This is a genomic window from Roseomonas populi, assembly GCF_024594815.1.
GTDB lineage: Bacteria > Pseudomonadota > Alphaproteobacteria > Acetobacterales > Acetobacteraceae > Roseomonas > Roseomonas populi.
The window spans coordinates 24,068-43,898 of the sequence record NZ_JANJOU010000027.1; the positions used below are offsets into that span (position 1 = coordinate 24,068).

Genomic DNA, 19,831 nt, shown 5'->3' on the forward strand with positions numbered 1-19,831 from the left:
ATGCCGGCCGCGGCTCCGCCGCGAGGCGGCCATTCGATCAGTCCGGGATCGCTACGCGGCCCGCGCTGACAGCGATCCGGTCCGCGGCCGCGGGCTCCAAAGCGGGCGGCGGCACCGCCGAGGCTTGGAGAGGCGGTGCCGAACCAACGCTGCCGCCGCGGGGCACGGTCCGCACAACCTGGCTGGGCGGCAGCGACGCGCGGGTGGTCAGATGCGCCCAGAGTGCGTCCAGCCCTCGCAGCAGGTAGAGGTTCAGGGGAATGAAGCGGGTGTCGAAGCCCGGCCCGGACAGGCCGAAATGCTCGGCATTCTCGACCTCCCAGTAGCGGAGGTTGCCGCGGTCGCCTTCGGCGAGGCTGTTGAGCGCGAGGTAGGGCCGTGAGGAGAAGGCCACCGGCACGCGGTCGTCCATCCGGCCGTGCACGATGATCACCGGGCGAGCGCGCAGGTTCCCGTCCGCGAGGAACTCGGCGATGCCTGCCTGGACCCGCCGCGCCTCCGGGCTGCTCCCGACCGCCATCTCCCGCAGGCAGAGCGCGCCGTCGAGGTTGTAGTCCTGGCGCCCGGTCGAGGGCGAGGCGGACATGCCGTTCCGCCGTGGGCCGGTCGGGTCGTGGTCGTTCACGATGTCCACCGGACCGAAGGGCGCCCCGCCCGGGGCGGTGGCAAAGCTCTGGGCCAGCACTTCGGGCGGAGCGGAGACCGGGCGCCCCTCCGCGTTCACCGCGGCAAAGCTGAAGCCGCAGATGCGGTCCTCCACCCCGAAGCGGCCATGGGCGGAGACATACTTCGCGGCGGTCGCATCGGGCACGACGGAGTAGTTGTGGGCGTGCAGGATCTCGACCGCCCGGTCGTAGCCGTAGGCGTAGACCCGCTCCAGCGCCTCCCGCGCCTGCGCCGCCGTGTCGTTTGCCTCCAGCAGCCCCTTCTCGCGCAGTGAGGCGCAGCGATCGGCGGCGCGCGTGATCCCGGCGCGGGCGGGGGCGTCCTCCGGCAGCGCGAGCACGGCACAGGGCAGGTACAGGTTGCCGAAGGTGAAGTAGTCCAGCAGCGTCCTGCCAGGATTGCGCCGCTCCCGCCCGAGATAGGTTACCACCGTGCGGTCGTCGGGCCGGACCTGCACCTGGGGCTCGCCCGCGAGAACCGCGTCCACCAGTCCCCCATCATCAGCCTCCCCGGCGTAAAGGGCCGCACCGCCGCCGTTCGAGTTCCCGGCCACGATGACCAGGGTGTTAGCGCGGGTGAACCGCTCCGCTCCAGCGCGCTCGTTCAGTTGCCAGAAGGCGAAGCGGATGGACCGGAGCACGTCCTGCCCCCAGCCCGCCTCGGCGTTGCGGCGGGAATGGGCGTGCTTGAAGGCGATCCGGTGCGGTGCCTCGGCCAGCAATCGCTGCCGTGCCTCCGGCGTCAGCTCCGCCGCGAACTGCGCGTGCTCACCCGCTCCGGCGGCCGTGGTGCGCGTGCCGTTGATCCGGTGTACGGTGTCGCTCTCGAGGTCGTGGACGCCATTGCCCGCGCCCTTGTCCGTGTAGACGACGGCGCAGCCTCGCCGCAGGCCCCAGAAGCCGAAATCGACAATGTCGCGGAACAGCGCCGAGGAGCCGTTCACCGGCACAGCGAGGATGCAGTTCCGTTCCCGCGACAGGTCCCGCGGTACCTGAAGCAGCATGGCCACGTTGCGCGATCCGCGCCCCGTCGAATCGTCCGCGAAGGCGAGGAACTCCTCACCCGCGATCCGCCCGTCGTCCTCCATCACCTGGCCCGTGGAGGTGTCCACGTTCGGCCCGAAGAGACGCCCGAAGCCGAAGCCCGGATCGCCCCGGCGGAACATGGAAGCGCGGCGGAGCTCATCCATGGTCGGGGCGCGCGGGTCGGCGTAGCCGGGTGCGGGGCCCGAGAGGAGGCGCGCGACACCCAGACCCGCCGTCACGAGATCGTCCGAGCGGCCGTCCACCGCGCGGTGGCTCTCCACGCGGAGCCATTCGGGGCGCGGCGCCACCTCGGCCACAGCCGGGCCGACTGGCACCAGCGCCGCACCAGCCAGCAGCAAGAATCTCACGAACTTTACAGGGCTCATCAGCGCTTCCTCACCCCCGCGCACCCTTATGGGCGTCTTACCGCGGCAGGCAGCCGCTGGCCGTGCGAAGTCCCGCATGGAACGAGCCATCAGGCAATCGAAAGTTCCTGATGGCTTTCATAAGTACACTCTATGAGAATGCACTCGCTCATGGCATTCCAGTGCAGCGCGCTGATCTACGGTCAGCGGCGACCATCTCTTGCTGCAGCTTTGCGCCCATGTCGGGGACCGCTGGCCGGTCTTCTGCGAGGGCTTCACCCGGTGGGTGATCGAGGACGATTTCGTTTCCGGCCGCCCGCAGTGGGAACGGGTGGGCGCGCAGTTCGTGCCGGATGTAGCGCCCTATCAGATGATGAAGCTGCGGCTGCTGAACGGTAGCCACCTGGCGATCGCGGCCCTCGGCCGGCTGATTGGCTACACCTACGTGCACGAGACCGTGGCGGACCCGAAGCTGAGCGCGTACATGGCTGCGCTGATGGTAGAGGTGCCCCGAGTTAGGGGAAGCACCACCAACGCTGGGATGGCCCGAGTATTGATGACGAAGGGGGATGCCGGCGCCTCGGGGTGGGGCGGCGGGTGCTCGACGTCCTCTGCGCGGAAGGGGTGGTGGTCACGTCCGATGCGGCTTCCTAGGAGCAGCGCTGGCTAGATCGGCTGAACGTTCGTCCATGAGCGACCGCACTTTGAAGCGCTGCCCTGAGCACGGTCTTACTGCTTCCGGCCAGCTTCGCCCTTCCGCTTAGCGCAGGTCCCGGCAGGTTGCCTGGCGTTGTCGACTTCCAGAAAGCGGATATGCCATCCCAAGCGGCTGTAAAGGAGGCGGCTGCGCCGATGGCGGGCCACGACCCAGGCCAAAGAGACTTCACGAGGGCTGGCCTGCATCTGGAAGCTTGCGTCCCTCGTACCGGGCACGTGGCCGGATCAGCCGTTCGTGGCGCGCCTGCTCCATGGCGTGCGCCGCCCAGCCAACGCTCCGGCCAAGCAGGAAAACCGTGAAAGGGGCGTTCCGCGGCAGGCCCGCCGCACGGGCCAGGACCGTCAGTGCGAAGTCGATGTTGGGCAGGGTTCCGGTCGCGTCCAGGGCGCAGTCCTGCAACTCTCTCATCAGCGGGTCGAGGGGCTGCCGCCCAATCAAGGCCAATGCACGGACGTCCCCGTTCGGGTAGAGCGGGTGTCCGAAGCCCGGAAGGAAGCCGTCGCGGTCCAGCCTTCTCTGCACGGCCTCCCGCGGCCCGGCGCGGGCGGCCTCGTCGATCAGCCGCAGCAATGCAGTGGAGGCGCCGCCGTGCCTTGGGCCCGAGAGGGCGCTGAGGCCAGCCAACATGCAGGCCGCGATGGGTGCGCCCGTGGACGCAGCGACGCGGGTCGCGAAGGTCGAGGCGTTCAGTTCGTGGTCGGCCAGGAGGACGAGCGCCTGCCGGACCAGGTCGGCCTGCCCCGCGTCCAGCGACCACAGGTGGGCCAGACCCTCGTGCAGTGCTGCCGTGCCCGGCGGCACGCCGCATGCGGCGGCGAGGTGCGAGACGGCAACACGTGCGTCACGGCACAGCAGCTCCCTGACCCGGCCTGCCGAGGCCTCGCTGCCCGGCATCAAGGCGGCCAGTGCCAGGAAGGGTGTGGTGGGGGTAAGGGAGGGAACGTCGAAGGTGCCTCCGTCGCTACTCTCCCAGAGCAGGTCCGCGATCTCTTCCAGCGTGGCATCCCGCGACAGGGCCACGGCATCGGCCCCGCGGTAGATCAGGCGCCCCCGATCGACGGTGCAGATCGTGGTCGTGACCGACGGCTCGCCCCACGCCATGGAGCCCTCGGCGATCATCGAGGGCTTGCGGCTACGCTGCCGCTTTCCGGTCAGGGCCGCCACGTCCTCGGACCGGTAGAGGCTGTGCCGCCCCCCGGGATCGCGCCTAGCTTCGATCATCCCGCGGCTGACATAGGCGTAGAGGGTCTGCGCCTTCACGCCGAGAACACGGAGCGCGTCGGCGCGGTCGAGCCATTCCTGCATGTTGACGAGGTGTATCAAGATTGATCGGCGGCGAGAGGGCCCGCAGCGTGGCCCGGCTATGGGAACGCCCGACATGTCCTCTTCTTCACCTCTCCGCGCCATCCTTTCTGAGGCGGTGGCTTCCCTGTCCCTGCCCACGATCCTCGCAGACCGGCTGACCCTCGCAGGCGAGGAGAGCTTGCCCTCCTGCTTCCTCGTCACGGACCTCGCCGCGGCCGCGATCGGTGCGGCGGGCATCGCCGTGTCCGACCTACTGGGCGCCGACGGCCCGGCCCTGCCCGTCGCAGTGGATCGGCACCTGGCATCCGCTTGGTTCCTCTCCTCCCTGCGTCCGCAGGGCTGGAACATCCCCGCCCCTTGGGATCCCATCGCCGGTGATTACCGCGCCGCCGACGGGTGGATCCGGCTCCATACCAACGCCTCACACCACCGCGAGGCGGCCCTCTCCGTGCTTGGCTGCGCCGGGGAACGGGAAGCCGTCGCTGCCGCCGTCTCTCGCCTCGCTGCCGACGATCTGGAGGCCGCCGTCCTGCGCGCCGGTGGCTGCGCCGCCACCATGCGGGACATGCTGGCTTGGCAGGCCCACCCCCAGGGACAGGCCGTCCGCGCCGAGCCGCTGATCGCGTTGGAGGAGACGACTGCTCCGCCCCTCTCCTGGCGCCCCGATCCCACCCGGCCGCTGGCGGGCATCCGCGTCCTCGACCTCACCCGCATCCTCGCCGGCCCTGTCGCTACGCGCTTCCTCGCCGGGTTGGGGGCCGCCGTCCTGCGGATCGACCCGCCGGGCTGGGAGGAGCCCTCCCTCGCGCCCGATGTCACTCCTGGCAAGCGCTGCGCGAGACTTGACCTGCGCCAGGCGGAAGACAGGCGGCGTTTCGAGGCCCTGCTCGCCGGAGCCCACATCCTCGTGCACGGCTACCGCCCGGGCGCGCTCGACGCGCTCGGCCTCGGCGCGGCAGAGCGGCGGCGGATCAATCCCGGGCTCATCGACGTATCGCTTTGTGCCTATGGTTGGACAGGTCCCTGGGCCGGCCGGCGCGGCTTTGACAGCCTCGTGCAGATGTCATCCGGCATCGCCGCAGCAGGTATGGTCTGGAAGGGCACGAGCCAGCCCGTGCCTCTCCCCGCTCAGGCGCTCGATCACGCCACGGGCTACCTCATGGGCGCCGCCGCCCTGCGCGGCCTGACCGCCCGGCTTCGGAACGGCCGTGCCCTCACCGCCCGTCTCTCTCTCGCGCGCACCGCCTGCACGCTGACCGCGGTCGCTGGCCTTGCCCAGGGTTCGGACTCCACCGGGCGGCGGGACGAGGATTTCGCCCCTGAGACGGAGGAAACGGCCTGGGGACCCGCCCTGCGCTTGCGCTCGCCCCTGCTTGTCGGTGGTACGCCACTGCACTGGAACTGCCCCGCCTCGAAGCTGGGCTCGGCGGAGGCCTCCTGGGATGGCGGGATGGTCGAGTGAACCCAGCCCACCCCTCAACCGATGGGTGACGTCGGCGATGCCTTCTGTGATCTGTCAGTCATGAACTGGATGGCGATGGGAGTCCGCCCAGGGTCAGAAGCGGCCGAGAACGGCGCGTTCTATGCCATGCTCGCCTCTCCGAGTTCCCGGAGGCGCCGAGCCCCCGAGGCTGAAGCAGAGCTCTGCCCTACCGGCCGAAGCCACGATGACCGACACTGTCAGCACCCCTGTCCCGGGCCAGCACCGGCGACTGCCGGCTCGCGAGGAACGAGCCGTCGCATGGTCAGGGCTCGGATGCCGTGCTCTGCAGGATGAGCTCGCCCTGCCTGGGCTTCGCGTGGACGTAGCGATAACGATAGGTCTTCCCGCGCCCCTGTCCGATCGCCTCGCAGCTCCACGAGGCAAGTCCGCCGGCTGTGACGAGGTCGTCGAAGGCTTGTCGGAGCTCCTCCCTGAGCTTGAGGCGCCGCCTTGTGGTCACCGCCGCGTAGTCCTCGCCGCAGAGCGCCACCGCGTCCGGAGCGTCGATCCAGCTGTGGCTGGGCTTACCGTCGATATAGGGCCAGAGCGCCTTGGCGTAGTCGGAGCGAAGCTTGAAGTAGACGTCGGCGTCGAGGGACACGAGGCTCTTCGACTCGAACACGTCCTTCAGCCACTCGCCGTAGCGCACGGTCACCCGGCCATCGAGACCCACGCCCTCCCAGCTAATCCGCGAGATCAGCGTGTCGGAGAACCCGGCGCTGGGAAGTCTGCCGCGCTTCACGCCGGCCTCGTACTGCTCGAAACTCCCCGCGTAGACACGGAACGACACGGCGCGCAGCTCCTCGAGGGAGCGCAAGAGCGTCGCAAGATTGTTGACGTGCGCAGTGCGGCCTGTCGCCTGGAGGAGCGCGCGCCAGGTCGTCGAGGTCTCGTAGTAGACGACTCTCTGGGGCACACGAAAGTCAGCCGCCTCCCGCCACTCCGGGTTGCGAATCTCGAAGCGCGCGGCGCGTGTCCTGAAGAGGGCGACGATGGCATCGCGGTGCTGCGAGCCGAGCTCCCTGCCCCGGACCTCGATCACGGAGTGCGGCCTCACGGCGTAGACGCGGACGAAATTGCTGTCCGTGACAAGGCCCTTGCGGCGCGGCGCGAACGCGCTTGTGCGTGTGAGCTTCGCGGGCAGGACGGCAGGGGCCCTCCGCCCCCGGCGATTGGCCTTGGTCCGCTCGAACCGCGCAAGCCGCGCAGCCTCCTTCGCGTCGAGCTCACCTACAACGGGAGCAGTGGGCGTCTTAGCCATGCGGGGATTTAGGCTTCTCCTCCCGCGATTCTCAACCTTGCGGAATGGAAGGGTCGGTTTCCCTGGAGTCGCAGCAGCAACAGCACCGGGTCGACCGCCCTGAGCCTCGTAGCGAAGGGGTCGGAAACGGCCGGGCTGGCGAAAGCAACGCGAGGGGTCTTGCTGCCACCGCGCCTGTGGATAACTGCCGCTGGATCCGGAGGCGAGGGGTCGAAATCGGGAGGGTAAGGTTGGGATTCGGGAGGGGAAGGGTCGCTGCCGGGAGTGAAGGGGTCGGGAATCGGCCGCAAGTCGATGAAAGCTCAACTGAAATCGCGTACTGACGAATCACTGATGTCTACTGATTCTTATGGACGTTGGGCTGTGGATAGCTCTTGCTGCCCCCCATCGACGAGCTGAGCAGACCGGAGGCGCCGAGCGCCAAGCTTTAGCGTCGAGGCCAGCAGCCTTCGCCGGGAACACACCGAGGCCTCGGGAGACTGGCTGCCGAGAGCTCCAGGCACAGCTCGGCCCGTGTGGGGGGCGACGATGCATCGCGCTCAGGCATGGGATCCACGAGGGCATAGAGGCAAGCCGTTTGCGTGGGGCAGGAGCAAGGTACTCCATCGAAGAGGCCTCGGACTGCCCGCTTCCACAGCGAAGCCCCACTTGTCGCTGAGCGTTCCGCGATACCGGCTTGGCGGCCTTCTTGTTTCCCGGAGTGGTACCGCCCGACCGCCCCCCGTCCCAGACACCGGCAGGCGAGAGTTGGCAGGTCCTTCCTCGCCCGCTGCGACGGCATGGACACGCTGACGCCGAGTAACGGGTGTAGTCCGGGTGCCCTGGTAGCCAGCACCGCTGCTGAAAGCGACCCGTCAATTCCGTGCGCCGAAGGTCGTACTCTCGATGATCCGGCGCCCTCTGACCAGTATCGTCCCATGCCTCGGGTCCGGCAGCATCGCCGGCCTCAGTGGACGCCCTGAGGTTCGCTGGGCGCCCCAAGCTTCCCAAAACGACCCGTGCATTCCGGGCCTCCTAAGCTGGCTGCCATCCCTCGTAGTGCGGACACCTGCGCCTGGCCCGCGGTTGGCGCCCCACCCCTCCGGGCAGCCTCTCGGGAAGCTTCGCTCCCTCCTAGAGCTTGATCAGGACTGCCTGCAGTAGGCGCTGGGTCTGAAAGCGACCCCTGCATTCCGACCTGCCCTGGACGCCTTCGCACGGAGCTGCACCGGCTTCCGCCCGCCGAGACTCACCACTTACGCCGAGAGGTCTCGACGACGAGACGAAGGAACCGCCCAGAGATCCGGACCGAGCAAACGCGGGTCGAACTGAAGCAATACAAACCTGGCGCCTTGGACCATGTTTAATCGGGTGCGCTGGCGCACGTCTCCACTGGGGTGGAGCAGCAGAGGTGAGCGAGTGCTCGAAGCGACCTCTCGATTCCGCGTTTTAAGCTCCCCGAGCTCGCGCGGGCTACCACGCTCCGGCCCCTGGTCCAGCCTCCCCTTCGGCTTCATCCTGCCGGCGTGGAGGAGCATGTCCGCTCTCAGCGGGCCCAGTGCTCCAGACCGACCCCTGGATTCCGCGTTTTCCAGCCCACTCCGCCGTGAGGCCCGGTGTCCGGGCCGGCAGGCCCGTCCCTGGTCGGAACCGCCTATTCCCTAAGGCCTGCTTCCCAGGGCACGGGGCCATCTGCCCCTGCAGCTTTAATGCACCTGGGGCATCTGGGAACGCACCTATCGCTCAGAAACCGACCCCTCGATTCCCAGTTCTTCTCGAGCCCGAGCTGTGCCAAGTCGGCCGCAGCCGATCACTGCCGGATCCAGAGAAGAGTTGCCGTGCAAGGTGGCCGAGCTTGCCCAAGCACCCATGCGAGGTGAGACCTACCTTTGCCCTCGGCCGCGCCAGATGCCGCTTCCCACGACTGTACAGGGCCTCGTAGTGCTTGGCCCTACCCGCAGCGCACTGGCGGTACATCGCCGGAGGGTGCGCTCATTGTCCCAGCGAGTTGTCGGCCGGGTCGTGCCTGTCGCATGGTCCAGGTGCAGTAATCTCGTGGCAGGGTAGGCTGTTGGCTACGGGCGCGGGCACGGACGCCCGCCGGCCGGTGCCAGAATGGCTCTCGTCGGGAACAATCTCCAGCGCCATGGAACGCGACCGCTGGGTCACCCACTCGCAGGACTGATCGCTCGCCTACAACTCCATCCAAGAACCTCGGCCGGAGGTCCGGGCGAAGTGTCGGTGATAGGGGCGTTGTTGCAGTACTCAGCGCTGGAGGGAGACATGGTCGAGGGTGGAGCGGCTGGTGGTCGGCTGCGGCATCGGTACCGGACGCGGAACTGGCGGGAGTTCGACCGGGCTCTGGTCGCGCGTGGTGACCTGACGGTCTGGATGTCTCCAGATCCGGCCTGGCACGTGGTGGAGGGAACACTTGGCCGACCTGCTCGCACGAAGGCCCGTGTGCTTGGCCACAGTCGTCATGGTGGACAAGATGGCCCGGATCGTCTGGGCGGTCATGACGCGTGGTAAGGTCTACCAGAAATCCCACGCCTCTACGCTGACGGCCCAGAGCTCCGGGGGCTAGCTGAACGGATCAGCTTCAGAAAGTTGCGGGGACCGACGCGAGGTGATGGCGAGACCGGTCAGACCGGGAACGGGGACAGCCCGTGTTACGTCCAAGGCTTGATAACCTGCAGAGCAGCATGGGGCCCGGTTCGCGGACTCCGTCAGGGCCAGCAGTCCCCTGCCGACTGCACCAATAGGCCGAGCAGAAGATTGCACCCGACCAACACGCCGAACCTTCAAAGCTTACTTGCAACGCGGAAGCCGTCCACAGAGGACGTGATCGCCCGGTCGGCGCAAGGCCGAGGTCGCCTGGTGCCCACGTCGGATGTCGATGGGCACCATCGACCGGCGGGAACTCGGCTATTCTGCACCGTCACATGACCGGCGTAATGACCAAGATACCCAGCGCGACCTCCCCGAGGCTTGAGCCGCCCGATCAGGTGCATATGGTGCGCGACGAGGGGACCGGGGTGGAGGCGGTCCGGGCCCGCTTTGCCGCCCATGCTTACGACTCCCATCGTCACGACGACTGGCTGGTCGGCGTCACGGAGCGCGGGGTGCAGGACTTCTTCTGCCGCGGTGCCCGCCAGCGAAGCACCGCCGGGCGGATCATCCTGATTGAGCCCGACGAGGCCCATGACGGGCAGGCCGGGGCGCCGGGCGGCTTCGCTTACCGAATGCTGTACCTGCCCCAGCGCTGGTTACGGAGCGGACTGGCCGATGTAGGTGGCGGCGATCCTGGCTTCGCGACCTGCCTCCACGACGATCCAGCCCTTGGGGTCGCCATTCACTCCGCCAGCGCCGCCTTGTTTCAGCGGGGCGAGCGGCTGGCGAGCGACGCTGCGCTGGACGCGGTGCTGCAACGGCTCCGTCCCCATCTCAGTCGCCCGGTGCGGACCACGGCGGTGCGTCGTGACGACCGGGTGGCGCGTCGTGCAAGGGAGTACCTGCACGACGGCCTTACGGCGAACCCCGGCGCGGATGCCCTGGCGCGATCGGCCGGCGCCTCGGACCGCTTCCACCTCGCCCGCTCGTTCCGAGCAGCCTACGGCACCTCGCCTCACGCCTACCTCGTGCAGATCCGTCTCTTGAGGGCGCGCCACCTCCTGGCCAGTGGGGAGCGGCCGGCAGATGTCGCCGCGGCATGCGGATTCGCGGATCAGAGCCATCTTGGCCGCCGGTTTCGCCGTGCCTACGGCCTTACCCCCGCCGCCTACCGCGCTTTGTGCACGGGCGTTCCAGACAGGGTAGCCGGGAATGCCTGATATGCCCGCTCAACCCGCGAAGCAGGCGACATGCTGTTCGATACGAAGGTGGCCATTCTGGTGCTGGACGATCTCGCCGTCTGGCAGAAGCTCAACGTGACCGCGTTCCTGGCCACCGGGATCGCCGCGGCCGCGCCTGAAGCGATGGGGGAGCCATACGAGGATGCGGCGGGCCGTCAACATGCCCGCATGCTAGGCCAGCCGATGTTGATCTTCGCGGCTGGCCCTGAGGTGCTTCAGCGTGCCTTCAAGCAAGCAATCGACCGCAACTTGACGCGTGCCGTCTACGTCCGGGCCATGTTCTCGACCGGGCACGACGTGGCGAACCGCGATGCTTTTAGGGCCGAACCGCCGGACGCGCCGGAACTCGTTGGCCTCGCCATTCGCGGCCCCAAGAAGGATGTAGACAAGGCTACGAAAGGCGCCGTCCTGCATTCTTAGAGCCCGTCCCAGGCCGAATGCAGCCAAGGACGGCTCGCCCCCTAACAGCCGCTTCTCGGGGCTGGCACGGTTAAGGGGATCAGCCCGGGTCAGCGTGGAGGATTTTAGCCGTTTGGCGTAGGATTTTCCGGAGTTTTGCGGCGGGGCCGGCTACCTCATCCGCTTCGAGCAGATGCACGAAATCCGCAGCTTCCAGGCGGCGGCCCTCGCGCAGCTCACCCGGCTCCGGCTCCGGGCCCGGTCCAGGAGGCCGAAGGCTGTGGCATCCCCCTGCCCCTCCATCCTGACAGGCCCACAAAGCCCCAAGACCTCAGCCCGAGGCCATGGGGCTTCTTGCGTTCGGGGCGGCTCCCCTCTCCCAGGCTCGCCCGCGCGACGACGGCCAACGACAGCATTGCCCCGACGGAATCCATGGCATCGTGGACCGTTTCGAAGGCGCGCTCGCACGTTTCCTGCCGGCAACAAACAAAAGGCGCCGCGGTGCTGGAATGATTCTGGGCGCGGCGTCAGCGCTGAACCGCGTTTCGGATGGGGCGTGAGGCAGGCTGTGTGCTGGTGGATCGCTTGGACGCGTACCTTGAACTGCGGGAGCCGGAGTTGGCAGCGAAGCTGCTGGAAGCGTTTCGGAACCGGCTGCTGACCATCCACGATGAGCTGGGCGCCACCTCAGCAGAGGTAGCGCAGGTGGAACTGCACATTTTCCACGACCAGTTCGATACCTACCCGGAGAGGCTGTGGGAGGAACTGCGGCTGGGTCTCCAAAAAGGCGGAGGTGCTCGGGGTTCAGGGGGCTGTGAAGCGGCACATCCGCGACCGGGCCGCAGAGGAGACAGCGCGGCTGACGCTGGAGGCCGGAGTGATGGCGTCGGAGGCCTTGGCCATGCAGGCTGAGTAGCGGCGGGCTGCTCGTAAGGTGAGCGACCTTAGGGGGACCGGATCACTGGCCCTATCTCCGGGGCCGCCTGCACACGACAGACTTCAAACCGATCGGCTCCCGCGTCAGTTGTTGGCGAGCGGCTTGCCCAAACTGCCTACTTTGGAATGGGATTTCGGGTAGGCGCATCTTGTTACAGAGACCCAGGCCGAAGCCACACGGCGTTTCGTATCATTCGTCAACACTTTGTAACCAGGTATCTAGAAATTTGCACAGATCACCATCTGTTGCTTGGCACTAAATGCGAATGTGCAGCACAAGAAAATTGTCGCTGTCTGATTTTCCAGTAGCGTCCATGAATTGAGAGTGGGCCCAGTCTATGAATTTTTTCCCCAGCAAGTCTGGCGCAGCACTTATATCGGACGCGGTTGGCCTGCCCAGCTCTTCTGGGACGAGGATCTTGGCCCGGATCGCTGAGCAGGAAGATCGCGCGGCCAAGCTGACGGGCAGCCTGGAACTCCAGCAGCACCGCGCTCAGACCGCCGGTGCCCCGCGTTCCCCTATGTCGTCCGACATTGCCGTGGGGCGCGAAATCCGGGAACTCCGCCGTTCGCAGGGGAGGACGCAAAAGGAGCTGGCGAGGGTAGTGGGCGTGACCGGGGCTCAATTGCATCGCTACGAGATGGGGACCACCCGTATCGCGGCCAGCCGCCTGATCACGATCGCGAATGCTCTGGACATTCGGCCAGACGTGCTGATCGCGGCGGGCTCCAGCCAGGATGTTCCGACACCGCCCGCAGTGGCGCTGCCGGCCAGCGCCGGCGACGACATCGCCGAGTTGCTTCAGGTCTTCTGCACGATCACCGATCCGAAGCGGCGTAGCGCGTTGATCGCGGTAGCCAGGATGATGGCTGGATAAGCAGCAGCGCGAGGCGGCGTATTCACCGCCGCCCCGGCACGCCACGGCCCAAGCACTGGACTGCGCCATGCTGGCGGCGGCGGAGACTGGCCCGATCGTTGTGGTGGAGGTGCTGGGGCAGGATTTGGGGAGATGACAGCGCGGGCGAAGCCCATCTCGCGCCTACGAGCGCTTGCACGGAGGATGCAATTCACGGCAGGGCTGCAGTGGCCGTATCCTTCGGCCAGACATGACGCTCCGTCTCGGCTAGTAGCTTCTGCGACTGTTCAACGAACTCGTGGGAAAGGCGGACGGTGTTGGCAACCTCAGCCGGCACTCTTCCCGAGTGCTCATGCCGATGCCAGGGAAAACAGGCACCGGAAACAAGTTGGGTATGGGGCGATCGCATATACGTCTCCAGCCATTCAGGCGGAAGCGCGGTCGTGTCTCTCAGGCACCAACGCCTGGCGCAGTTGCTGGTGATGGCCCTACCCTGGTCGCGTTCGAGCTGAAGAAGTAAGGCCGTGGCGGGCTTGCGCGCCCCTACAGAGCAGGAATCGACCTGATCGAAAGAAGGGGCTGTCAGGCGTCCTTGGCAGCCCCTCTCGGGCCATAAAAGCCCAGACCCCAGGACAAGCGCCTGGGCCATCGCTGACCCGGCTGGCTACGAGTGCTAGCCGTCGCCGCCCGTCGCGCCGCTCCGCTCCAAGAAGGTCTGCTGCGCATCGGCAATGCTGCCGGCCAGCGGGGTGCGGCTGGCGGTCTGGGTCCAGGCGCCGGAAGCGGTGGCGCCCTCAGGCACGCGGTCCTGGTCAGCGAAGGCCGGGACGGCGACAGAGCCGATCAGGGCGGCGGCGAGGGCAAGGGTGCGAAGGCTCATCCGTTCCCGTGCGCCGGTAGCACCCCGCCTCACCGCTGCCGCCCGCGGAGGGGAGGCTCACTGGACTGCACAGCGAAGCGTGGCCCCTTCCTCTTTCGAAGGGCGGCGATGGCCTAGGCCGCGGTGGTAGAGCCATCCAACTCCTTCTGCAGTTCCTCAATGATCGAGGGCAGGCGGTCACTCAGTCGCTCGATCAGGTCCTCGTTGACGAGGTTGTCGAAGCGCACTTGCCAGCGTCCTTCGCGGAGGATCATCGTGGCGATCTGGCGACGGCCAAGGAAGATGGGGCGCGCCGTGGCACGTTTCCTGGCGCGGGGCGGAGCAATCTGGCGCCGCGCGGCGGCCAGGGCAGTCGAGACCTCCTCTGCCTCCTGTGCGGAGGCGTCGCCGCGGGAGGCCCTATGCGCCAGGTCCTGCAGTGAGCGGACAATGCGCTCTTCGGCACTGGGATCCGCAGTGAGGACTTCGAGAAGTTCCCGCGCCTTGCGGAAGCTGACGGCACGGGGATTACGGAAGCTGCGGACCACCGCATCGGGGACCAGTGTGAGCTTCAGCAGGTGCGAGATGAGAGATTTGTCCACCCCATAGATTGCTGCCAGCTCGGTGCCGTTGAGTCCGGTGCGCTCCATGGTGTGTGCGAAGTAGCGCGCGCGTTCAAAGGCGCTCAGATCCTCTCTGTGATGGTTCTCGCTGAATCGAGCTGCGAGCATGCCCTCGTCGGAGAGGTCTCGCACGCGGGCCAGGACGGTAATCCCGAGCAGTCGGCAAGCGGCTAGTCGCCGCTTTCCCGCGGCGATCTCATAAGCCTCACCGGGGGCAGAACCGGGCTTCGGGCGGACGAGGATTGCGAGATCCTGCCCGCGTTGCCGGATATTCTCCGCGAGGCCGGCGACCTCGTCCGGAGAGTAGGCGACCTCGAACCGGTCCGCCGGGAGGGTATCTTCGATGCGCGAAGTGTCAATGTACCGAAACTCGGCCAAGCCCTGCCCAGGTGCGGCGCTGGCGATCACGGCCTTCAGGCGGTCATTCTCGGCGAGGGCCGCTTCAAGCTGCGCGCTGGCAATTTGCGTCCCCTGCGAACCACTGGCCATGGCTGCAGCCAGAGCCGCCTCGGCACGCTGCAGCTCGGCCTGTGCGCGGGAGAGCTTCTCCTGCAGCGACATCTCTACCCTGTCGAAGGCGGCAAGCGGCGCGAAGGGTTGGTCGGGCGCCATGCCCTCCGCGATCTCGTCCTCGGTAAGCTGACTGGTGATCTCTGCCATACTGCGGCGCGTGGCGCGCTGTGGACGCTGTGCCATGCCCTCCCCTCCCCTACTCAGCGGCCACGCCATAGGACTCGTCGGAGGCTTCCTGAGGCTTGCGGCCCCAGAAGCTCAGAACCTCTGCCTCGATCACGCTCCCTACCGCGTCCATGGCAGCAACGGCGCGCTTGTAGGAGCGATCCTCGCTCTTCGCTGGGACATATTCGTAAAGTGTCCACTTCATGTTGCCGGCGGAACCGAGCGCGCTTGTCTCGACCATGGGCTGCCGGATCATCAGTGGCCCGAGGACGAGGTTCATGCTGTCCACCACTTCAGTCTGCGGACGGCTGGTCCCGACATAGCGGTTGACGAGTACCCGAAGAAAGGCCCAGCCGCGCCAGACCTCCTGGCCGTACATCTTGAGGAGTCGACGCTCCGTTACTGCGAGGAAGGCCATGAACTCCGTCATAGACTGCAGGTCCATGTTCGTCGCAAGCACGGGGACGATGAGGCCGTCCGCCGCACTGAAGGCGTTGACGGAAAGCATGTTGATGTCCGGGCGGCAGTCGAGGATCGCCACGTCATAAGCGCCGCCGACGTGATCGAGGAAAGCTCGCACCTCACGGTGCCATTCAACCTCCGTCATCGGCGCGTGCATGTTCGGCATGGATCGCTGCTTCAGGATGTCTTCTGAACTGTGAAGGACCGCGCTCGCCGCGACGAGATCGATGTTCGGCCAGTAGGTGCGCCGTACTGCGCCGGCTGCGGCCGCATCCTCCTCGCCCGGCGAGCGAGCGACCCAGCCGTGTATCGAGGTTCCCGCCGCAAGGATGTTGCCGTTCGAGTCACGGCCGACGTGGCGGGCCGGGTCGATCCCGAACAGGGCCGTCGATGAGGCTTGTGCGTCGAGATCGACGATGAGCACGCGATAGCCTTTTAGAGCCAAAAATTGAGCGAGGTGCACCGTGGAGGTGGACTTGCCTACGCCGCCCTTGAAGTTCGTGTTCGCGACGACGCAAAGGTCTTCGCCAGTTCGGCGGCCCGGCCTGTACTTCTGGTTTCCCGTGTTCTCGTGGAGCCAGCGGCGGGCCGCGATGATCTCGTCCAGAGTGAAAACACGGGTCTTTCCGAGGAGAGTTCCTTGCGGGAAGCCGTTCGCGCTGCTGACACGATTACGGAGATGGCTTTCCGTTATGCCGAGGAGAGACGACACCTCTCTGGAGGTGAAGCTGCGCAGGGACTTCTCGCGCTTGTTGTTATTCTGGTCGGCGATAATAGCGGACTGCTGGCTCCGCAGGCGCTTCGCGATGCCTTCGAGCGTGCCATGCCAAGCCATCGGGTCTTCTCCGTCTTGCCTCACCGCCGGAACTGAAAGCGCAATTTGCCCGACCTTGGTGAAATATGCGCTTATGGAAGGGCAGCGTCCGCTGGTGCGTGTGTTCAGACCATGATGTATCTTGAGAGTTCTTGGCAAGGCTGCGCTGGATAAGAGTGGGAGTGTTCAGCGGTGGTCGGGACTGTGCTTAGGTACTGTGGCACTAGAGCATCACTGCGCACGTCTGGTTCGCCGGGGGTTCTCCGGTTGAACGCGTTCAACCGCCCCAGCCGCTGGGACTCCTACGGGCGATATTGTTCTTGGAATGTTCCATAAGCTCCAATTGAGGCGGCGTTTGGCACATCCATTGGTGCGAACGATGTCACGCTAGAGCGACAACTGCTGCGAGCGAGCCCACCTTCTCAGAGACCGTAAAGAGAAGTTGAACGTGTTCAACAGTAGTCCCAACTCAGCGGATATGCCCAGTGCCGGTCCGACAGCGTGACGACGTTAAGCTACAGGCCATTATGATAACAACAATAGCGGTGACCTTTAGCAACCGGGTTGTTCTCTCACGCCACGTTCTTCCGACTTGTGAACTGACGGCTGGCCGGGATGTTGCCAGCACTTATGAATTGTAATCTGGAGCGGATGTCCGCCCGCTAGCTTGCTCCGTTTAACCTGTCTGATGAGCATTGGGCCCTGGCTATGCTCTTCCTGACGTGGCCGCTCGAATGCGTCGGACAGTCCGAGTGCCGCCCTGGTGAACGGACGAGAACTTTGAGCGGCAAGTTGCGCCATCGGGGACTTTCACCTATTTGCCTCCGCCTCCCGCGTGCTCAACGAGGCCGCTGAACTCAACCTGCGGCCATGACACCAACATAGGGTTTGCGACTGCCCGCATCTGGCGTGGCCCAGCCTGGATGCAGGTTCGCAGTTCAAGCCCTCCGCGGATAGTCGCGCACGATCATGATCGCTCATCCTTTCTACGGCTCTGCTGTGCCACCGCTCGCTAGAAGCTTGGGGCAAGATAAGGCTTCGTGACTTACCTGAACGCGTCGGTAGACTTTCCTGCGCTTGCTGGTTGAACGCGTTCAACTCGCCTCAGCGAAGGATTGGCTAGCCAGCGTCCGGCCGTCGGGCGATCTTTCGGAACATTGCCGATCATACAGCTCTTAGGGCGTAAGAGTGGCGATTATCCCTACGACGCCAATGAAGTGTCGTTGAACGGGACCGCCGCCCAAGCATCTGGATGCGCCCGGGAGCGCTTCACATTTTGCCAAAATCGGGGCCGCGTCCAACATGGTCTACCGGCACAACTGGGCTCTCAAAGGCGAGCGACCGGTCTATGTCGCCCCACATGGACTCTGGCGCACCACGACCTTCATTGCAGGGTTCCGCATCTCGGACACCGTCCCCCCTCATGCAGAATGGGCCCGTGACCGGCCAGACCTTGCTGGCCTATGTCGTGCAGCTGCTCGCGCCCGCCCTGTCGCTCGGCAGGGCCGTCGTAGTCGACAACCTCGCCGCCCGTAAGGTAGCCGGCGTCGAGCAGGCTATTAAGGCCGTGGGCGCAAGCCTTATGTGCCTGCCATCTTGCTCAACGGACCTGAACCCGATTGAGCAGGCCTTCGCCAAGCTGAAGGCGGTGCTCAGAAGAGCCGCGACCCGCACCCGTGAAACGCTCTGGGGCGTCATCGGTTAACTGCTCGGCACCTTCTCACCAACCGACTGCTAAAGCTCGCTCAACAACTCAGGGCACACGTCCGAACAAGGTGAGAATGCTCTGGTGTTTGTGTCTCAGAAAGATCACCCGAAGCGAATTTCTAGACTACAGCCGTGGTGCCCTCTCTTCCGCTGGCCAGGACATAAGCCGAGACGAAGTCCATGAGCTGTCGTACAGGCCCGATGCCGCGCGACCTCTCGTGGGCAAGGATCCACAGTTCCAGTGGCTCGATCGGCACCTCGATCGGCGCCCGCACCAGCTCGGGATCCCGGTCCGCGAAAAAGCGTGGGGCTAAGCCGAGTCCCACGCCACTGCGGATGGCAGCAAGAGAGGCGACCGCGGTGTCCGGCCGCAGCACCACGGCGTCCGACGGTACCGTGGCTTGGAACCACCGCGTCAGCGGGTGGCCGTCCGGCACGTTAGAGGACCAGATCACAGAGTGTACTCCGATCTCCCCCGGCGCCTGCGGCAGGCCGTGCTGCGCGGCGTAGTCGCGGCTGGCCACCAGGACCGGCCGGTCATAGGCGAGGCGCCGGCCGAATAGGCCGGCCCCCGTCGGCATCGGGCCGCCGCGAAGCGCCACGTCCGCCTCCCCCTCCTCCAGGTTCACCGCGCGGTCGGTGGTGACGAGCTCCAACTGGACGGCCGGGTAGCGCGCGCGGAAGCGCGGCAGCACCTGCGGCAAGACGTAGGCGACCAGCACCTCCGGCGCGCTGAAGCGCACCGTACCCCTCACCACGCGCCGCCGTGCCTCGGCCAGGGCCGACACGCGCGCGATACTCTCCGCCGCGGCCTCCGCCGCCGGGAGAAGCGCGGCGAGATGGTCCGTCGGAACATATCCGGAAGGGCGCTTGTCGAAGAGCGGCACGCCCAGCCGCGACTCCAGCGCGGCAACGCGGCGCACCACCGTGCTCTGGCTCGTGCCGAGGACCTTCGAGGCGCCGAGCGTTGTCCCAGCGCGCGCCACGGCGAGGACAAAGCGCAGGTCGTCCCAATCCTCCAAGTCTTATCCCTTTCTGCATAACCTCCGCGCAGGAACGGAGTTTGAAGCCGCCGGTTCCGCTGGCCTATCCCATGCCCACGGCCGGCGCGGATAGACCCCCGGCGGAGCGGAGAAGGCCCGCAATGAAGCTCTACCACGACCCGGTTTCCACCACCTCGCGCCCCGTTACCCTGCTGGTGGAGACGCTGGGGCTACCGGTGGAGATGGAGACGGTCTCCATCCTCGGCGGCGAGCAGAACCGGCCCGCCTATCTCGCGGTGAACCCGAAGGGCCTCGTGCCAGCGCTGGAGCTGGAGCCGGGCATCGTGCTGACGGAGTGCACGGCCATTCTGCAATATCTGGCCTGCTACCACGCGCCGGAGCTCTACCCTTGCGCACCGCTCAAGAGGGCGCGGGTAAACGAGATGCTGAGCTGGTTCAGCACCGACCTTCACCTCTGTCTGGACGTGCTGACCGTCTATCCCCAGACCCTCCTCGCCGGCACCTTCAGCGCGGAGACATGCGCGGAAATGGCCGCCTTCGCCGCCCCGCGCCTGGCGCGGCAGCTGGACCTGCTGGACCGTACCCTCTCCACCCATCCTTTCGTGGCGGGGGAAGCGATGACGATCGCCGATTTCCTGGGCGTCGCCTACGTCACCATGGCGGAGTTGGTCGATTTCGACTTCGGCCCCTGGCCGGCGGTGTGCGCTTGGATTGCCCGCATGAAGTCCCTTTCCGGCTGGGACACGGCCTATGCCGCCTTCGAGGGGCTGAGGGCGGCGGGCCGCCTGGTGCCCGCGGCCTGATCCCCGCCGTGCCGCCCGGCTGACCCCAGGGGCGGC

General features: G+C 66.5%; 14 protein-coding genes. 7 read left to right on the forward strand and 7 right to left on the reverse strand.

Annotation, left to right across the window (positions count from 1 at the left end):
• Positions 1-37 precede the first annotated feature (37 nt).
• A complete protein-coding gene (locus NRP21_RS23195; RefSeq protein WP_257718620.1) occupies positions 38-2,077 on the reverse strand; it encodes a D-(-)-3-hydroxybutyrate oligomer hydrolase in 2,040 nt (679 codons plus the stop codon).
• Between the two features lie 199 nt (positions 2,078-2,276).
• On the opposite strand from NRP21_RS23195, the gene NRP21_RS23200 reads away from it, so the two are divergent.
• A complete protein-coding gene (locus NRP21_RS23200; RefSeq protein ID WP_257718621.1) occupies positions 2,277-2,726 on the forward strand; it encodes a mannitol dehydrogenase family protein in 450 nt (149 codons plus the stop codon).
• Between the two features lie 213 nt (positions 2,727-2,939).
• Here the strand turns inward: NRP21_RS23200 and NRP21_RS23205 are convergent, their stop codons facing one another.
• A complete protein-coding gene (locus NRP21_RS23205; RefSeq protein ID WP_257718622.1) occupies positions 2,940-4,097 on the reverse strand; it encodes a citrate/2-methylcitrate synthase in 1,158 nt (385 codons plus the stop codon).
• 55 nt (positions 4,098-4,152) lie between these two features.
• Here NRP21_RS23205 and NRP21_RS23210 point away from each other — a divergent pair, with 55 nt between their 5' ends.
• Positions 4,153-5,541 carry a CoA transferase gene (locus tag NRP21_RS23210; RefSeq protein ID WP_257718623.1) on the forward strand — a complete coding sequence of 463 codons (1,389 nt, stop codon included), beginning with the start codon at positions 4,153-4,155 and terminating at the stop codon, positions 5,539-5,541.
• Between the two features lie 283 nt (positions 5,542-5,824).
• Here the strand turns inward: NRP21_RS23210 and NRP21_RS23215 are convergent, their stop codons facing one another.
• A complete protein-coding gene (locus tag NRP21_RS23215) occupies positions 5,825-6,823 on the reverse strand; it encodes a hypothetical protein (RefSeq protein ID WP_257718624.1) in 999 nt (332 codons plus the stop codon).
• A gap of 2,933 nt (positions 6,824-9,756) precedes the next feature.
• Here NRP21_RS23215 and NRP21_RS23220 point away from each other — a divergent pair.
• The 3 genes from NRP21_RS23220 to NRP21_RS23230 all read left to right on the forward strand — a co-directional run bounded on the left by NRP21_RS23220 (position 9,757) and on the right by NRP21_RS23230 (position 12,866).
• Positions 9,757-10,632: an AraC family transcriptional regulator gene (locus NRP21_RS23220; protein WP_257718625.1), complete on the forward strand. Its 876-nt coding sequence runs from the start codon at positions 9,757-9,759 to the stop codon at positions 10,630-10,632.
• 30 nt (positions 10,633-10,662) lie between these two features.
• The gene (locus NRP21_RS23225; RefSeq protein WP_257718626.1) at positions 10,663-11,073 is read left to right on the forward strand and encodes a DUF2000 domain-containing protein; all 411 of its coding nucleotides are present in this window, start codon (positions 10,663-10,665) and stop codon (positions 11,071-11,073) included.
• 1,334 nt (positions 11,074-12,407) lie between these two features.
• Complete coding sequence (locus NRP21_RS23230) at positions 12,408-12,866, forward strand: helix-turn-helix domain-containing protein (protein WP_257718627.1); 459 nt, start codon at positions 12,408-12,410, stop codon at positions 12,864-12,866.
• A gap of 652 nt (positions 12,867-13,518) precedes the next feature.
• Here NRP21_RS23230 and NRP21_RS23235 read toward each other — a convergent pair.
• From NRP21_RS23235 to NRP21_RS23245, 3 genes are all read right to left on the reverse strand, one after another.
• Positions 13,519-13,725: a hypothetical protein gene (locus tag NRP21_RS23235; RefSeq protein ID WP_257718628.1), complete on the reverse strand. Its 207-nt coding sequence runs from the start codon at positions 13,723-13,725 to the stop codon at positions 13,519-13,521.
• Between the two features lie 113 nt (positions 13,726-13,838).
• Complete coding sequence (locus NRP21_RS23240) at positions 13,839-15,023, reverse strand: ParB/RepB/Spo0J family partition protein (protein WP_257718629.1); 1,185 nt, start codon at positions 15,021-15,023, stop codon at positions 13,839-13,841.
• A 13-nt stretch (positions 15,024-15,036) separates the two neighbouring features.
• Positions 15,037-16,302: an AAA family ATPase gene (locus NRP21_RS23245; RefSeq protein WP_257718630.1), complete on the reverse strand. Its 1,266-nt coding sequence runs from the start codon at positions 16,300-16,302 to the stop codon at positions 15,037-15,039.
• 1,417 nt (positions 16,303-17,719) lie between these two features.
• Here NRP21_RS23245 and NRP21_RS23250 point away from each other — a divergent pair.
• Positions 17,720-17,986, forward strand: a complete 267-nt coding sequence (locus tag NRP21_RS23250) for a transposase (RefSeq protein ID WP_408639653.1) — start codon at positions 17,720-17,722, stop codon at positions 17,984-17,986.
• A 121-nt stretch (positions 17,987-18,107) separates the two neighbouring features.
• On the opposite strand, the gene NRP21_RS23255 is transcribed toward NRP21_RS23250, so the two are convergent.
• Positions 18,108-19,010, reverse strand: coding sequence for a LysR family transcriptional regulator (locus tag NRP21_RS23255; protein ID WP_257718631.1), 903 nt, complete (start codon positions 19,008-19,010; stop codon positions 18,108-18,110).
• Positions 19,011-19,132: 122 nt separating this feature from the next.
• Here NRP21_RS23255 and NRP21_RS23260 point away from each other — a divergent pair, with 122 nt between their 5' ends.
• Complete coding sequence (locus NRP21_RS23260; RefSeq protein ID WP_257718632.1) at positions 19,133-19,795, forward strand: glutathione S-transferase family protein; 663 nt, start codon at positions 19,133-19,135, stop codon at positions 19,793-19,795.
• Positions 19,796-19,831: the final 36 nt, after the last annotated feature.

What these genes read in the sequence shown, in the direction of transcription:
- NRP21_RS23195 (WP_257718620.1), bottom strand. Translation starts at nt 2,077, where the DNA reads ATGAGCCCTGTAAAGTTCGTGAGATTCTTGCTGCTGGCTGGTGCGGCG.
- NRP21_RS23210 (WP_257718623.1), top strand. Translation starts at nt 4,153, where the DNA reads ATGTCCTCTTCTTCACCTCTCCGCGCCATCCTTTCTGAGGCGGTGGCT.
- NRP21_RS23215 (WP_257718624.1), bottom strand. Translation starts at nt 6,823, where the DNA reads ATGGCTAAGACGCCCACTGCTCCCGTTGTAGGTGAGCTCGACGCGAAG.
- NRP21_RS23220 (WP_257718625.1), top strand. Translation starts at nt 9,757, where the DNA reads ATGACCAAGATACCCAGCGCGACCTCCCCGAGGCTTGAGCCGCCCGAT.
- NRP21_RS23225 (WP_257718626.1), top strand. Translation starts at nt 10,663, where the DNA reads ATGCTGTTCGATACGAAGGTGGCCATTCTGGTGCTGGACGATCTCGCC.
- NRP21_RS23235 (WP_257718628.1), bottom strand. Translation starts at nt 13,725, where the DNA reads ATGAGCCTTCGCACCCTTGCCCTCGCCGCCGCCCTGATCGGCTCTGTC.
- NRP21_RS23240 (WP_257718629.1), bottom strand. Translation starts at nt 15,023, where the DNA reads ATGGCACAGCGTCCACAGCGCGCCACGCGCCGCAGTATGGCAGAGATC.
- NRP21_RS23245 (WP_257718630.1), bottom strand. Translation starts at nt 16,302, where the DNA reads ATGGCTTGGCATGGCACGCTCGAAGGCATCGCGAAGCGCCTGCGGAGC.
- NRP21_RS23260 (WP_257718632.1), top strand. Translation starts at nt 19,133, where the DNA reads ATGAAGCTCTACCACGACCCGGTTTCCACCACCTCGCGCCCCGTTACC.